At 76.1% G+C, this 13,316-nt stretch carries 12 protein-coding genes; all 12 read right to left on the reverse strand.

The features are described 5' to 3' along the window. Positions 1 to 458: 458 nt before the first annotated feature. From BUE44_RS21395 to BUE44_RS21450, 12 genes are read right to left on the reverse strand one after another with little or no spacing between them, the layout of a single operon-like run. Entirely contained in the window at positions 459 to 1,355 is an 897-nt protein-coding gene (locus tag BUE44_RS21395) for a glycosyltransferase family 2 protein (protein WP_073500582.1), read from the reverse strand. Then, positions 1,352 to 2,272 carry a glycosyltransferase family 2 protein gene (locus tag BUE44_RS21400; RefSeq protein WP_073500583.1) on the reverse strand — a complete coding sequence of 307 codons (921 nt, stop codon included), beginning with the start codon at positions 2,270 to 2,272 and terminating at the stop codon, positions 1,352 to 1,354. The genes BUE44_RS21395 and BUE44_RS21400 overlap by 4 nt, the downstream gene beginning before the upstream one ends. Further along, positions 2,262 to 3,491 (reverse strand): glycosyltransferase family 9 protein, encoded by a 1,230-nt coding sequence (locus tag BUE44_RS21405; protein ID WP_407640041.1) that lies wholly within the window; start codon positions 3,489 to 3,491, stop codon positions 2,262 to 2,264. The genes BUE44_RS21400 and BUE44_RS21405 overlap by 11 nt, the downstream gene beginning before the upstream one ends. After that, positions 3,488 to 4,915 (reverse strand): D-glycero-beta-D-manno-heptose 1-phosphate adenylyltransferase, encoded by a 1,428-nt coding sequence (gene rfaE2 / locus BUE44_RS21410; RefSeq protein WP_073500585.1) that lies wholly within the window; start codon positions 4,913 to 4,915, stop codon positions 3,488 to 3,490. The genes BUE44_RS21405 and rfaE2 overlap by 4 nt, the downstream gene beginning before the upstream one ends. Further along, the gene (locus BUE44_RS21415; RefSeq protein ID WP_073500586.1) at positions 4,912 to 5,538 is read right to left on the reverse strand and encodes a D-sedoheptulose-7-phosphate isomerase; all 627 of its coding nucleotides are present in this window, start codon (positions 5,536 to 5,538) and stop codon (positions 4,912 to 4,914) included. Before BUE44_RS21415 ends, rfaE2 begins: the two co-directional genes overlap by 4 nt. After that, positions 5,535 to 6,791 (reverse strand): glycosyltransferase, encoded by a 1,257-nt coding sequence (locus tag BUE44_RS21420; RefSeq protein ID WP_073500587.1) that lies wholly within the window; start codon positions 6,789 to 6,791, stop codon positions 5,535 to 5,537. The genes BUE44_RS21415 and BUE44_RS21420 overlap by 4 nt, the downstream gene beginning before the upstream one ends. Further along, positions 6,788 to 7,753: a glycosyltransferase gene (locus tag BUE44_RS21425; RefSeq protein ID WP_073500588.1), complete on the reverse strand. Its 966-nt coding sequence runs from the start codon at positions 7,751 to 7,753 to the stop codon at positions 6,788 to 6,790. The genes BUE44_RS21420 and BUE44_RS21425 overlap by 4 nt, the downstream gene beginning before the upstream one ends. After that, positions 7,750 to 8,757, reverse strand: coding sequence for a glycosyltransferase family 9 protein (locus BUE44_RS21430; protein WP_073500589.1), 1,008 nt, complete (start codon positions 8,755 to 8,757; stop codon positions 7,750 to 7,752). The genes BUE44_RS21425 and BUE44_RS21430 overlap by 4 nt, the downstream gene beginning before the upstream one ends. After that, positions 8,754 to 9,326, reverse strand: coding sequence for a D-glycero-alpha-D-manno-heptose-1,7-bisphosphate 7-phosphatase (locus BUE44_RS21435; RefSeq protein WP_073500590.1), 573 nt, complete (start codon positions 9,324 to 9,326; stop codon positions 8,754 to 8,756). The genes BUE44_RS21430 and BUE44_RS21435 overlap by 4 nt, the downstream gene beginning before the upstream one ends. Further along, on the reverse strand, positions 9,323 to 10,315 hold the full coding sequence (locus tag BUE44_RS21440) for a glycosyltransferase family 2 protein (RefSeq protein WP_073500591.1): 993 nt from the start codon (positions 10,313 to 10,315) through the stop codon (positions 9,323 to 9,325). The genes BUE44_RS21435 and BUE44_RS21440 overlap by 4 nt, the downstream gene beginning before the upstream one ends. Further along, positions 10,312 to 11,946 (reverse strand): carbamoyltransferase family protein, encoded by a 1,635-nt coding sequence (locus tag BUE44_RS21445; protein ID WP_073500592.1) that lies wholly within the window; start codon positions 11,944 to 11,946, stop codon positions 10,312 to 10,314. Before BUE44_RS21445 ends, BUE44_RS21440 begins: the two co-directional genes overlap by 4 nt. 10 nt (positions 11,947 to 11,956) lie before the next feature. After that, complete coding sequence (locus BUE44_RS21450) at positions 11,957 to 12,955, reverse strand: NAD-dependent epimerase/dehydratase family protein (protein ID WP_073500593.1); 999 nt, start codon at positions 12,953 to 12,955, stop codon at positions 11,957 to 11,959. Positions 12,956 to 13,316: the final 361 nt, after the last annotated feature.

Below are 13,316 nucleotides of genomic sequence, written 5' to 3' on the forward strand. Positions count from 1 at the left end.
GACCTACCGCATCCGGTTCACGCCGCACCCTCCTCAGTCTCACGGCCCCGACGTCGAGCGCCAGTCATCGAAACTCAGCCTCCGGGACACGACGTCACGTGCGGTCTCCGTCACGGTGCGGCCTTCGGTGAAATCAGCGAGACGGACGCGCCGGTGATGTCCAGGAGGTTCACGCACGCCTGGCACAGCCGCGCGGGCACCGAGCCCGCGTCCGGCGAGTTCATCGCGTCGGTGTGACCTGGACCAACAGCCGCTGGTCAGCGGCTCCGGGCGAGCCGCTGCCCGGCTCGTCCCGGCCATCGGGACGACCGCGTTTCACCCGCTCACCTCCGGCCACGACGACCAACCCCATCAGCGCCACCGGGTGGCGCAAGGGCGGCGCGGCCACGCCACCGCGGCGCCCCCTGTCCGGTCCGGCCGGCGGGCCGTACGTCCCGCGTCGGCCGCCGGCAGGTCCGCTATCCCACGTATCTGCGGGCCGACGACGTACGCCGGGCCCTTTCCAGTGCGGCCAGTTGGGCCTCCACCTCGGCCGAGACCGGGCGCCGCTGCTTCAGGACCCAGGGCAGGCCGGCTGCCGCCTGGCCGAGGGCGCGTGCCGAGGGCAGGTCGCGCGGAACCGTCCGCATCAGCTCCGCGGTGCGGCGGGCGGCGGGGATCAGGGGGCGGCGCAGCCAGGTGAACCACAGCGTGTTGCGCAGTCCGGTGACCCGCCGGCCGGTGCTGTCGCGGACCGTCGAGGCGGCGTGGTGGATGGTCAGGTCGGGTACGTAGCTCAGCCACCACCCGTCGCTGAGCAGGTCGGTGGCCAGGAGTTCCTCCTCGCCGCCGAGCCACAGCCCGGGATGGAATCCGCCCACGGAGCGGAAGGCGTCGGTGCGCATGACGGTCGCCGCCGCGAGGAAGGAGCCGATGGCCGGTCCTGGCAGCCAGGACGGGCCGGTCAGCGGCGACTCCCGCAGTTCGGCGACGACGGGGTCCTCCTCGCCGGAGGGCTCGACGACGATCCGCGCGTTGACCGCGGCCAGTCCCGGCCGCTCGTCGAGCAGGTCCGCGGCGTGCCGCAGCGACCCCGGCTCCCACCAGGTGTCGTCGTCGCAGAAGGCCACGTAGGGCGTGGTGACATGGCGTACGGCCAGGTTGCGCCCGAGAGCCCCGAGGTTGCGGCCGGGACGCAGCAGCAGGACGTCAGGGAAGCGCGCGCTGACGGCCGCGGCGGTGTCGTCCGTGGACGCGTTGTCCGTGACGACGGTCCGCGGACTCTCCGGCAGGTCGGTGATCCGGCCGAGGGTGTGCAGGAGTTCGGCGTACCTGTTGTGGGTGATGACGACCACCGTGACACGTTTCTCGCTCATACGCCTTCCTCGGTCGCGGGGGTCAGGTGACCGGCCGGTCGGTCCAGCAGGCGGGCGCACGCCTCGACCCGGTCGGGCAGGACGCGGCGCTGCCGCACGGCCGCCGGCAGGCGCACGAGCGCGGCGCGCAGCGCGGCCGCGGCCCCGGGTTCCCCGCGGACCGCGTCGGCCGCCAGCCGGGAGGTGTGCCGCGCGGCCACTGTCAGCGGGCGCCGGAGCCACGTCGTGAGCAGCGCGTTGCGCCGCACCAGCGGTGAGCGCCCGGCCCGCCCGCCGGTGGCCGGGTGGTGGTGGGCGACGACCTCGGGTGCGTAGCAGGCGTCCCAGCCGCGGGCCGCCAGGTCGTAGGCGAGGAGCGTCTCCTCGGCGCCGAAGAAGAGCAGTGGGTGGTAGCCGCCCGCGTCGAGGAACGCGCTGCGGCGCACCACGCAGGCGCAGCCGAGGAAGCCGAGCACCCGGCGGCCGGGACAGCCGGGCGCGGGCGGCAGCGGCGACGCGGCGAGCTGCCCGTTGAGCGGGTCCTCGCGCTGCTCGGGGCCGACCAGGGTGCGGGCGGCCAGCAGGCCGAGCCCGCGGTGGCGGTCGAGCAGCGCCGCCGCCGTGGCCAGTGCGCCGGGGGCCCACCACGAGTCGTCGTCGCTGAAGGCGACGTAGGGGGTGGCCGCGTGGCGCACGGCGAGGTTGCGGCCGAGCGCGCCGAGGTTGCGGCCCGGGCTGAGCAGGGTCGCGCCCACCGGGTGCGCCCGCACCATGGATTCCGTACCGTCCCGCGACCCGTTGTCGACCACGAGGACGGGCGGGCGCTCGGGCAGCGTGGCCAACCGGTCGAGGGTCCTGGCCAGGCTGTCCCGGCGGTCGCGGGTGATCACGGCGACGGAGACCCGACCGGGGGTGGGCGGCGCCGGTTCATCCCGCACGGCACGCCTCGCTCGTGACGGGTGCGCTCCCGGCGAGCGCCAGGACGGCCCGGGCGACCTCGTCGGGCCGGATCGCCAGCAGGCACGGGTCGACGCTCCCGCCGTTGGGTTCACCCGGTGGTCCCGCTTCCCACAGGACGGTGTGCCGCGGGTCCGGCGGCGGTCCCCACAGGCTCGGCGCCACGGGTCCGAAGAGGGTCACCGAGGGGGTGCCGTGGGCGACGGCGAGGTGGGCGGGGCCCGTGTCGGCGCTGAGGAAGACCACCGCGTGTGCGACCAGCGCGGAGAAGTCCGCGAAGGGCAGTCCGTACACGACCTCCCGGGCGCCGAGGCCGGCCAGCCGCACGACTTCGCCGACCTGCTCGCCGTCGCCGGGTCCGCCGCTGACCACCACGCGGTGGCCCTCGGCGAGGAGGGTCCTGATCACCTCGGCGTAGCGCCTCGCGGGCCACCGGCGGGCCGGGGCGTTCGCCCCGGGGTGGACGACGACGGCTCCCGGCCGGGGTGAGCGCACCTGCGGGGGCCCGAGGCGCAGGTCCCCGGGGTCGGCGGCGATGCCGTAGGCCGCCAGGAAGCGGCACCAGCGCAGCCGCTCGTGCTCGTCGGCGCGCCACACCGGTCCCGGCCCGGCGGACGCCGCGGCGCCGGCGAACGACAGCAGCCGCTCCGGCTGGAGCTCGGCGAGTGCCCGGTGGCTCTCCGGGCCGTTGCCGTGCAGGTCCACCGCCACCTCGGGCGGCCGGCCGGTCCAGTGCGCGAGCGACGGTACGGCCCGGCCGGGCGCGGTCGTCGGCAGCAGGTCCGTCACGGTCTCCGTCGCCGCGACGGCCGCCCGCAGCCCTTCCGGCGCGGCGAGGACGATGTCGTGGCCGGTGAAGTGCCGGCGCAGGGCGCGCAGGGCCGGGACTCCGGCGAGCAGGTCGCCGAGGCCGAGCGCGCGCAGGACGAGCACGCGGGGCCGCCCGGCGACGGTTTCCTCCCCGGCCGGCGACCGCCACCGGGCCGCACCACCGCCCGCGTCCCGCAGCGCTCCGCGCCCGTACGCACCCGCCTCGCTCCCCGCCGGGCCCGACGCGGAGGCCCCGCGCCGACGCTGGGCGCCGCCGCCCGCGTCCCGCAGCGCCCCGCGCCCGCGCGCACCCGACTCGCCCCCCGCCGGGCCCGACGCGGAGGACCCGGGCCGGCGCTGGGCGCCGCCGCGCTCCTGGCGCCCCGTCACCTCGCGGGCTCCGTCCTGGCCGGGGGCCGCTCGGCGCCGGATGCTCGTGCCGCCAGGGCGGTCGTGGAACGTCCGTCGAGGTAGGGCAGCAGCAGCACTTGGCCGCCCCATGTCTCCAGCAGGGCGCTCTCCGGCAGGTCCGAGCGGGCGTAGTCGGCGCCCTTGGCCCAGATGTGGGGCCGCAGGGCCGCCAGTAGCCGTTCGGGGGTGTCCTCCTCGAACACCGCGACGGCGTCGACGCACTCCAGGGCCTGGAGGACCCTGACCCGGTCGGCGGCCGGGACGAGAGGCCGGGTGTCGCCCTTGCGGCGCCGCACGGACGCGTCGGAGTTGACGCACACGATCAGGCAGTCGCCGGCGCTGCGGGCCGCCTGCAGCAGGGCGACGTGCCCGGCGTGCAGCAGGTCGAAGCAGCCGCCCGCGGCCACCACCGTGCCGCCGGCTGCGCGGACGTCCGCCGCCAGGGCGGCCGCGGCCTGCGGGGCGGACCCACCGTCTCGGCCCGCCGTCTCGCGGCCGCCCTCGGCCGTACCGGCGAAGGTCAGGGCGCCCGCACCGCCCGCGGCCACGTATTCCGTCGCCGCGCGGACGGCGCCCTGGACGGCGGACTCCGCCAGCTCGCCGTCGGCGAGCAGCCCGGCGGCCGCGGCGGCGAACCGGTCCCCGGCGCCGCAGGGGTCGCCGGCGGCGCGGGTCGGGGCCGGGACGAGCATGGCCTCAGCGCCGTGCGACAGGAGCGCGCCCCGCTCGCCGAGCGTGACCGCCACGGATCTGGCGTCCCAGTGCCGTACGAGTGCCCGTGCGTCCCGCGCGGCGGTACGCAGGGTGTGGTGGTCCCCTTGCCGGGGCGGCGGGGCGGGGGCCAGGGCGCGGGCCTCGGACGCCGACGGGGTGACCAGCCGGACGCTGGGCACCGGGGCGCCGCCCCGGGGGTGCGGGTCCCACACCATCGGGCGGGCGAGGGCGGCCTCGGCCAGGGCTTCGCGGAGCGTGTCCGGGGTGCCGCGCCCGTAGTCGGAGACGAGGAGGGCGGGGGCGGCGGCGACGGCCCGCAGGGCCTCCGGCGTGCTGCCCGCGGCCCGTCCGTCGCCCTCGTCCAGGCGGAGCAGGGGGTGGCCGCCGGCCAGGACGCGGGTCTTGCGGGACAGCCAGCCGTCCAGGGGGAGCTCGATCAGCCGCATCCGCGGGGCCAGCAGGTCGCGCAGCGACCGGGAGGCCGGATCGTCGCCGAGCGCCGTCACGAGTGTCACCTCGCGGCCGTCGGCCGCGGCGAACCACGCCGCGAGCGCGGCTCCCCCCGGGCGGGTGCCGCGGTGCAGGCCGCTGACCACCGGTACCGGGGCGTCGGGGGCGAGCCGCTCGGCCCGGCCGGTGAGGTCGTGGTCGAGCAGGGCGTCCCCGACGACCACCACGGGGGTGCTCACCTGCCGCCCCCTTCCGCCGCCGAGGGCTGTGCCTTCCCGTCGGCGCGGCTGTACCGCTCCTGGATCGCCCGGTCGAACGCCTCGCAGATCATGTGCACGGCGACCAGGTGGAGTTCCTGCACGGTCGCGGTGGACCGCGCGGCGACGCACAGCGTCTCGTCGGCCGCCGCGGCGAGCGGGTTGGGCGCCCCGCCGGTGAGCGCCCAGACGCGCATGCCGATGCTCCGCGCCGCGTCGGCCGCCTCCAGCAGGTTGGCACTGGCGCCGCTGGTCGACAGCAGCATGAGGATGTCGCCGTGCCGCCCGTGCGCCCGGGTCTGCCGTGCGAAGACCTCGGAGACGCCGTAGTCGTTGGCGATGGCCGTGGTCGACGAGGTGTCGGCGTGCAGGGCGATGGCGGAGAACGGCGGCCGGTCGTCGCGGTAGCGGCCGACGAGTTCGGCGGTCAGGTGCTGGGCCTGGGCGGCGCTCCCGCCGTTGCCGGCCACCAGCAGCCGGGCGCCGTCGCCGAGCCGGTGCGCCAGCGCCTTGCCCCACCGCTCGACCGCCTCGCAGGAGGAGCGGAATTCGGCGAGGGCCGTCATCAGGTCGTCGCAGTGCCGCAGGTCGGTCGCAGTGGTCATCGGTCTGCTCCTGACGCTCGGGAAATCCGGTCGGACGCGGGGGCGACCTCCTGGTAGACCCGGGCGACCTCCTCCGTCACCCGCGTCCAGGTGTAGCGGGCGAGGACCCGCTCACGGCCGGCCGCGCCCCAGCCGCGCAGCCGCTCGGGGTCGTCCAGCAGTTCGCCGACCACCTTGGCCAGCGTGACCTCGTCGTCGCCGTCCGGCACGGGCGGGATCAGCACACCGGTGCGGCCGTCCGCCACGGTGTCGAGCTGGCCGCCCACGGCGGTGGCCACCACGGGCGTGCCGCAGGCCATCGCCTCGATCGGGACGATGCCGAAGGGCTCGTAGGCCGGGGTGGACAGCACCAGGTCGGCTTCCGACATCAGGGCGGGCATGTCGTGGTGCGGCACGCCGCCGAGGAGCCGTACCCGGTCGGCGACGCCCCGGTCGGCCGCCAGCTTGCGCAGCCGCTCCGCCTCCGGTTCGGCGTGCAGCAGGTCGGCCGGGGGGCCGCCGGCGATCCGCAGTTCCGTGTCGGGGAGGCCGGCCAGGGCGCGGATCGCCCGGTCGAAGCCCTTGCGGGGGACCAGCCGGCCGACCGCCAGGAGTTGGCGCGGGCGCCGTTCGCCGCGCGGTCCGCCGTTCGGGGCGAACTCGTCGGTGTCGACGCCGCAGGGCACCACCCGGATGCTCTCCCGCGGCACCCCCATGGCGACCAGTTCCGCGACCTCGTCGGCGCAGGTGGCCAGCACGCGGCGGCACTCCCGGCCGATCGCCGTCTCGATGTCGACGCGGCCGGCGGGGCTGGTGTCGGCGGCGCCCTGATGGCGCCGCTTCACGCTGCCCAGCGCGTGGTACGTCTGCACGACGGGGATGCCGTGGCGGCGGGCTCCGGCGAGGGCCGCCACTCCGGACATCCAGAAGTGGGCGTGCGCGGCGTCCGGTGGCCGCCGCTCCCACTCCCGGTCCAGGAACTCGCCGAACTCCGCCATGAACGGCAGGAGTTCGTCCTTGGGCACGGGTTCCGGCGGCCCGGCGGGCACGTGGACGACGGTGAACCCCTCGGCTGTGCCGACCCGTTCGGGGAGTTCCGGATCGTCGCGCCGGGTGTAGACGGTCACGGTGTGCCCGGATCTGACGAGCCCGGCGGCCAACTGGGCGACGTAGACGTTCTGGCCGCCGGCGTCGGTGCTGCCGAGCGCGGCCAGCGGGCTGGCGTGCTCGGAGATCATCGCCACGTGCCGGCGTGCGGAGGGGTAGCCGTTCATCGCTTGACCTCTTTCATCAGCAGTTCCCAGTCGTCCAGGAAGCGCCGCAGCCCGTACCGGGAGAGCGCGGCGGCCCTGGCCCCCTCACCCGTCCGCCGTGCGTGCCCGGGGTCGGACAGCAGGTCGCGTACCGCCTTGTGCAGCACGTCCGGCCGGTTGGAGACCACTCCCGCGCCGTCGGGGACGGCCTCGCGCGCTTCCGTGGTGTCCAGCGCCACCACCGGCATCCCGAGCAGCATCGCCTCCAGCAGCGACAGGCCCAGCGACGTCCAGCGCACGGGGTGCAGGTAGAGGCGGCAGCGGGCCATCTCGCGGTGCAGCCTGTCCTGCGGGAGGTCCTGGGTACGGCACCGGTCCGCGGGGAGGCCGAGGTGGTCGGCGAGGCCTTCGGTCCGCATCCCGAACACGCTGAGCGGCGCGACGGCCGCGAAGCCGGGCAGCAGGTCGGTGCCGGTGGTCCTGCCCCGGCGCACCGGGTCGTTGACGACGACCGCGGCGCGCGGCTCCTCGCCGGTCCACAGCCGCCCCGGGTCGGGCAGCCCGTGCTCGATGACGGTGGTGGGCGCCCGGCCGCTGTCCCACACCAGGCGGTTGAAGTGGGTGACGTGGACCACCGGGATGTCGTCCCGGTCGGCCAGCGGGTGCCGGGTGCCGACGGCGGTGCCGTCGGGGCAGTTGTGCTCGACGTAGACGGCCGGCACGTCGGCGCCGGGCCGTCGGCCGGTCCACTGCCGGGCCAGTTCCAGCTCGTGGGGGCGCTGGAGGACCATCAGATCGATGTCCGCGGTACGCAGCTCCTGCGGCGGGACCTCGCGTACGGAGGCGGGCCAGTCCCAGGTCCGGGCCCGCCCGAGCCCGTCGGGACCGCGGTCGGGGGTGACCGGGACCAGGTAGCTGTGCGGGCGGCCCTGGACGAACGACGTGAGCCAGGAGCCGTGCACGTGCCAGACAAGGATGTTCACGCGGCCTCCTCGATGAGTTTGCGGACGGCTCGCAGGACGTCGTCCGGGGTGACCTGCGAGAGGCAGGGGTGGCCGGGTACCGGGCAGTGCCTCGCCCGGGTGTCGGCGCACGGCGCCTGCTGGTCGCCGAGGAGGACCGTCGGCACGCCGTAGGGGCGCCACCGCTCGGCCGGTACGACGGGGGCGAAGAGCGACACGACGGGGGTGCCGACGGCGGCCGCGAGATGGGCGGGGCCGGTGTTGCCGCACACCGCGGCGTCGGCGAAGCGCAGCACCCCGGCCAGCGTCCGGGCGTCGGTGCGCCCGCCGAGGTCCAGCGCGACGGAGCCGCTCACCTGGCGGGTGAGCGACCTCTCCCCCGCGCTGCCGGTGACCACGACGCGGTACCCCTCGTCGGCCAGCCGCTGGACGGTTTCGGCGCAGAGGGCGGGGTCCCAGGCCCGGGCGGGCGCGCTGGCACCGGGGTGGACGACGACGTAGGGGCCGTTGCCCGTCAGCGGCGCGGTGTCGGGTACGGGCACCACGCGCAGCCGCCCGTCGTCCCACTGGTTGGGGGTGAACCCCATGGCGGCGGCCGTGTCGAGCGCCGCCTCGCACTCGTGGCGCCCCTCCCTGCGCTGGTGCCGCACGTCCAGCAGCCGTCCCGGGTGGTCGACGCTCTCGGCGCCGATCCGGTCGACCCCCGCCATACGCAGCATCAGGGCGGCGGGCAGCGGGCTCTGGTGGAAGGAGGTGAGGATGAGCGCCGCGCCGTAGCAACCGGCGCGCAGCCGCCCGACCATCGCGTCCACGCTCGCCTCCTCCACGCTCGGCGGGCTGACGCCCTCCCAGGGCGCGGCCCACACCAGGACGTCGTCGACGTCCGGCAGCAGCCGGGCGGCGGGCTCTCCCTGGGTACCGCACAGCAGCGTGACGTGGTCGGCGTGCTCGGCCACCGCGCGGACGGCGGGGCCGGCCAGCAGGACGTCGCCGAAGCTGTCCAGCCGTACGACCAGCGCTCTCATCGGAACCGCCTCCCGGGCTCGGGGACGGGTGCGGCCAGCAGCCGGCGGACCGCGGTGACCAGGTCGGGGGCGGCGTCGGGCTCGTCCGCGTACTCCTCGGGGCGGGTGACCGGGGTCGGGACGATCACGCCGTGGGCGCCGGCCGCGCGGGCCGCGCCGAGGTCGGCGCCGATGTCGCCGATCAGCACGCACCCGGCGGGCCGCGCCCCGAGCGCCCGCGCCGCCTGCCGGACCAGGCCGGGGCGGGGTTTGCGGCAGGGGCAGCCGTCCTGCGGTGCGTGCGGGCAGACGGCCCAGGTGCCGAAGGGCCCGAGCAGCGCGTCGACGCGCTCGTTGACCCGGTGGACCTGGTCGGCGGTGAGCAGCCCGCGGCCTATGCCGGACTGGTTGCTGACCACCCCGGTCGCGATGCCCGCCGCCCGCACCAGTGCGACCGCCTCCGCGGCCCCGGGCATGGGCCGCACCCGGTCGGGGTCGCCGTTGTACGGAACGTCCTCGACGAGGGTGCCGTCGCGGTCGAACAGCACGGCCTCCCACGGACCGCCCTGCGCGGTCGAGGGGGCGGTCACGTGGCGCCCGTCCACGCGGTGGCCCTGCGGTGGCGCACGGTGCCGGCGAGCCAGTGGCGTACCGCCAGCGGCGGGATCAGCATGCTGGTCGACACCATGGCCGTCACCTCCTGCCGGGTGCGCGGTCCCGGGGCGATCCTGGCCCACGCGAACTCCGCCGTCCCCGCGGCCCACAGGGCCGCCGCGGTCACGGCGGCGCCGCGCCGGCCGGCGGCCGCCAGGACGGGCACGGCCAGTGCGGCCGCCGTGACGGCCAGGTGCCGGGGCAGCCTGCCGCGGGGGGCGTGGGCCCGGGACCACCAGCCGGGGCCGTGCACGCGGCTCATCAGCGCGTCGTCCGCGTTGCCGCGCTGGACGCGTACGGAGACCCACCGGTCGGTGGGGCGCACCGGGTGCACGGTGACGCGTTCACCGCGTTCGAGCGCCCAGCCGGCGTCCAGCACCCGCAGGGCCAGGTCCGCGTCCTCCCGGAAGGCGCGCGGGAAGCGCTCGTCGAATCCGCCCACCTTGCGCAGCGCCTCGGTGCGGTAGGCCATGTCGGCGGTGGCCCACGCGGCCTGCTCCAGGCCCGCGGTGCCGCGTTCCCAGTCGGTGGCGGGCCGGTCGCCGGGCAGCGGCACCCGCAGCCGTCCCTGGACACCGCCGGTCGTCGGGGCGGCGGCGGCCAGGTCCTCGGCCAGCCGCTCGGCCCAGTCGGGCTCGACCCGGACGTCGTCGTCCAGGAACACCACCCAGGGGGTTTCCGCCGTGCGGGCGCCCGCGTTGCGGGCGGCGGCGGGGCCGCGGCCGCCGGTGCTGACCAGGACGAGGCGGTCCAGCAGCCGCCCCGCGCCGTCGAGCGGCAGCCCCTCGGCCTCCGGCAGGTCGGCGACGACCACCACCTGGGCGGGACGGGGCCCGCGGGTCGCGTCCAGCGCCCGCAGGCAGTCGGCCAGGCACGGGCGGCCGAGGGTGGGGATCACCACGGTGTATTCCTCGGGCGCCGTCATGAGAACGCCTTCGAACGGCGGACCGCGAAGGGTCCGAGGGCCAGCAGGTCGACGGGCGCGGAGCCGAAGCACTCAAGCGCGTCCCTGGGGTCGTCGACCATCGGCCGTCCCGCGGTGTTGAGGCTGGTGTTGACGACCACCGGCAGGCCTGTGTGCCGTTCGAAGGCGGTGAGCATCCGGGCGACCAGCGGCTCCTCGCCGGGCTCCACGGTCTGCACCCGGGCGGTGCCGTCCACGTGGACGACGGCGGGTATGCGGTCGCGCCAGCCGTCCCGCACCCCGTGGACGAAGAGCATGTACGGGCTCGGCAGCGGGCCGTCGAAGATCTCGGCCGCCCGCTCGCCGAGGACCATCGGGGCGACGGGCCGGAATTCCTCCCGGCCCTTGACGGCGTTGAGGCGCTCCAGGTTCTCCGCCCGCCCGGGGTGGGCCAGCAGCGACCGGTGCCCGAGCGCCCGGGGGCCGTACTCGCTCCGCCCCTGGAACCAGGCCACGATGCCGTCGCCGGCCAGTTCCTGCGCGACCGTCTCCGCGATGTCGGCGGGCTCCTCGTACGGCAGCTGCGCCTCCTCCAGCCGGCGGCGGAGCTCCTCGTCGCTCCAGCCCCTGCCCAGCGCGGCGGTGGGCATGGGCTTCACGGGGCCCCGCGTGCGGGCGACGTGCAGGGCGGCGCCCAGCGCCGTTCCGGCGTCCCCGGCGGCGGGCTGCACCCAGATGTGCTCGAAGGGCGTCTCCCGGTGGAGCCTGGTGTTGGCCACGCAGTTCAGCGCGACACCGCCGGCCATGGTCAGGGCCGGCTGCCCGGTCTGCTCGTGCAGCCACCGGGCGAGGTCGACGACGACCTCCTCCAGGCACGCCTGGGCGCTCGCGGCGAGGTCGGCGTGCACCGGCTCCCACTGCGCGCCGGGGGACCGGGGAGGCGCGAGTTCGGCCCACGGGACCGGCCGGGCCCGGAAGCCGCCGGCGCCGTCCGCGGCGACGTACGGGCGCAGGCGGTCGACGAAGCGCGGCGTGCCGTACGAGGCCAGTGCCATCACCTTGAACTCGTCGCTGCTGCGCAGGAAGCCGAGGTGCTGCGTGAGGTCCTCGTAGAACAGGCCGAGCGAGTCGGGTAGCTGCTGGCTGTGCAGCACCTCCAGTTCGCGATCGGTGTAGCGGCCGGCCAGGTGCGAGGCGCACTCGCCGCGCCCGTCGAGCACAAGGACCGCGCAGTCGGGGTACGGGGAGGCGGGTCCCGCGGAGGCGGCGTGGGCCACGTGGTGCGGGACGAAGCAGACCTTGCCGGGGTCCAGGCCGGGCAGGGCCTCGGCGAGGAAGCCCGCGGCTTGCCTGGCGTAGTCCTGCCGCATCGGGTCGAACGGGTCGTGCAGGCCCATGTCGGCGGCCGGCCGGGCGAGGCGGTGGTCGTAGGAGTAGGCGACGGCGTCGAGGTCGGCGGCGCGCAGTCCGGCGTGCTCCAGGCACCAGCGGGCCGACAGTTCCGGCAGCTCCCACGCGGAGAAGGGCAGCGGCCGCTTGCCGTGCTTGCGACGGCTGAACCGTTCCTCCTCCGCCGCGGCGACGACCCGCCCGTCGATGACCAGGGCCGCGGCCGGGTCGTGGAAGAGGGCGTTGATTCCCAGGACTCGCATGGTGCTCCCCCTATACGCGTACGGCCGGCTCGGCCTCACGCTGGTCGTCACGGGCGGCGAAGTAGGCGATCGTGCGCTTGATGCCCTCCGCCCACGGCACGTGCGGCTGCCACCCGAGGAGTTCGCGTGCCAGCGTGGTGTCGGGCCGTCGCCGCTCCGGGTCGTCGACCGGGCGCTCGACGAACGTCAGCTCCGAGTGCGAGCCGGTCAGCTCGACGATCTGCCGGGCGATGTCCGCGACGGTGACCTCGTCGGTGCCGCCGATGTTGACCGGGCGCAGCGAGCGGGTCGCGGCCACGGTCAGGACGCCGTCCACGGTGTCGTCCACGTAGCACAGGGAGCGGGTCTGGCTGCCGTCGCCGGCGACCGTGAGCGGCTCGCCGGCCAGGGCCTGGCAGATGAAGGTGGGGACCGCCCGGCCGTCGTGCGCCCGCATGCGCGGCCCGTAGCTGTTGAACAGCCGGACGATGCCCGCGTTGGTGCCCAGGGTGCCCGCGTGCGCCGTCACCAGCGCCTCGGCGAACCGCTTGGACTCGTCGTAGACGCTCCGCGGGCCCACCGGGTTGACGTTCCCCCAGTAGTCCTCCCGCTGCGGATGCACCAGGGGGTCGCCGTACACCTCGGAGGTGGAGGCCAGCAGGAAGCGCGCGCCGTCCCGGCCGGCGACCTCCAGCGCGTGCCTGGTGCCGGCGCTCCCCACGTCCAGGGTCTCCAGCGGGTGGCTCAGGTAGTCGACCGGCGAGGCGGGACAGGCGAAGTGCAGGACCAGGTCGTACGGCCCGTCCAGCACCTGCGTGCTGCGCGGGTCGGACAGGTCGCACTCCAGGAAGCGGAAACCGGGCCGGGCTTCGAGGTGGGCGACGTTTCCCCGGGAGCCGGACAGCAGGTTGTCGGCGCAGTCGACTCCGACTCCGGAATCCAGCAGGCGCTCGCACAGGTGCGAGCCGAGGAAGCCGGCTCCGCCGGTCACCGCGGCGCGACGCCACGGCAAGGAGGTGTCATTGGTCATCGAAGAGCCTCCACCTGGGGAGAAGTGTCCAAGACCCTGGTCGGGCACGGCGGCTCGGTCACGCGGATTCTTCTACCAGGGCGAGCGTCGCCGTGTTCCCGACGACTCGTGGTGCGGGTCCCCGGAACAGTTGGCTTTACACCTTGGGTTTTGCTCACCACCCGAGCGCCGCCTCCGGGTGGCGCTCGGGGGGTATACCTGCCTCACCGGCTGCGGGGCGGCGCCACGGCCGCCGGGGGCGGGCGGCGAGGGCGCGAGAAGTCCGTGAGACGGTCGGGGGACGCCGTCGCGCGCCGGGAACGGCGCTGCTAGCGTGAGAAGCGGTCAGGAAGCGGCCGATTCCCCCTGTGAACGTGCAGAA

The organism is Actinacidiphila paucisporea (genome assembly GCF_900142575.1).
GTDB lineage: Bacteria > Actinomycetota > Actinomycetes > Streptomycetales > Streptomycetaceae > Actinacidiphila > Actinacidiphila paucisporea.

Bases quoted from the DNA above. Each gene is read 5' to 3' on its own strand.
- BUE44_RS21440 (WP_073500591.1), bottom strand. From the start codon at position 10,315: ATGACGGCGCCCGAGGAATACACCGTGGTGATCCCCACCCTCGGCCGC.
- BUE44_RS21420 (WP_073500587.1), bottom strand. From the start codon at position 6,791: ATGAACGGCTACCCCTCCGCACGCCGGCACGTGGCGATGATCTCCGAG.
- BUE44_RS21395 (WP_073500582.1), bottom strand. From the start codon at position 1,355: ATGAGCGAGAAACGTGTCACGGTGGTCGTCATCACCCACAACAGGTAC.
- BUE44_RS21430 (WP_073500589.1), bottom strand. From the start codon at position 8,757: ATGAGAGCGCTGGTCGTACGGCTGGACAGCTTCGGCGACGTCCTGCTG.
- BUE44_RS21445 (WP_073500592.1), bottom strand. From the start codon at position 11,946: ATGCGAGTCCTGGGAATCAACGCCCTCTTCCACGACCCGGCCGCGGCC.
- BUE44_RS21415 (WP_073500586.1), bottom strand. From the start codon at position 5,538: ATGACCACTGCGACCGACCTGCGGCACTGCGACGACCTGATGACGGCC.
- BUE44_RS21450 (WP_073500593.1), bottom strand. From the start codon at position 12,955: ATGACCAATGACACCTCCTTGCCGTGGCGTCGCGCCGCGGTGACCGGC.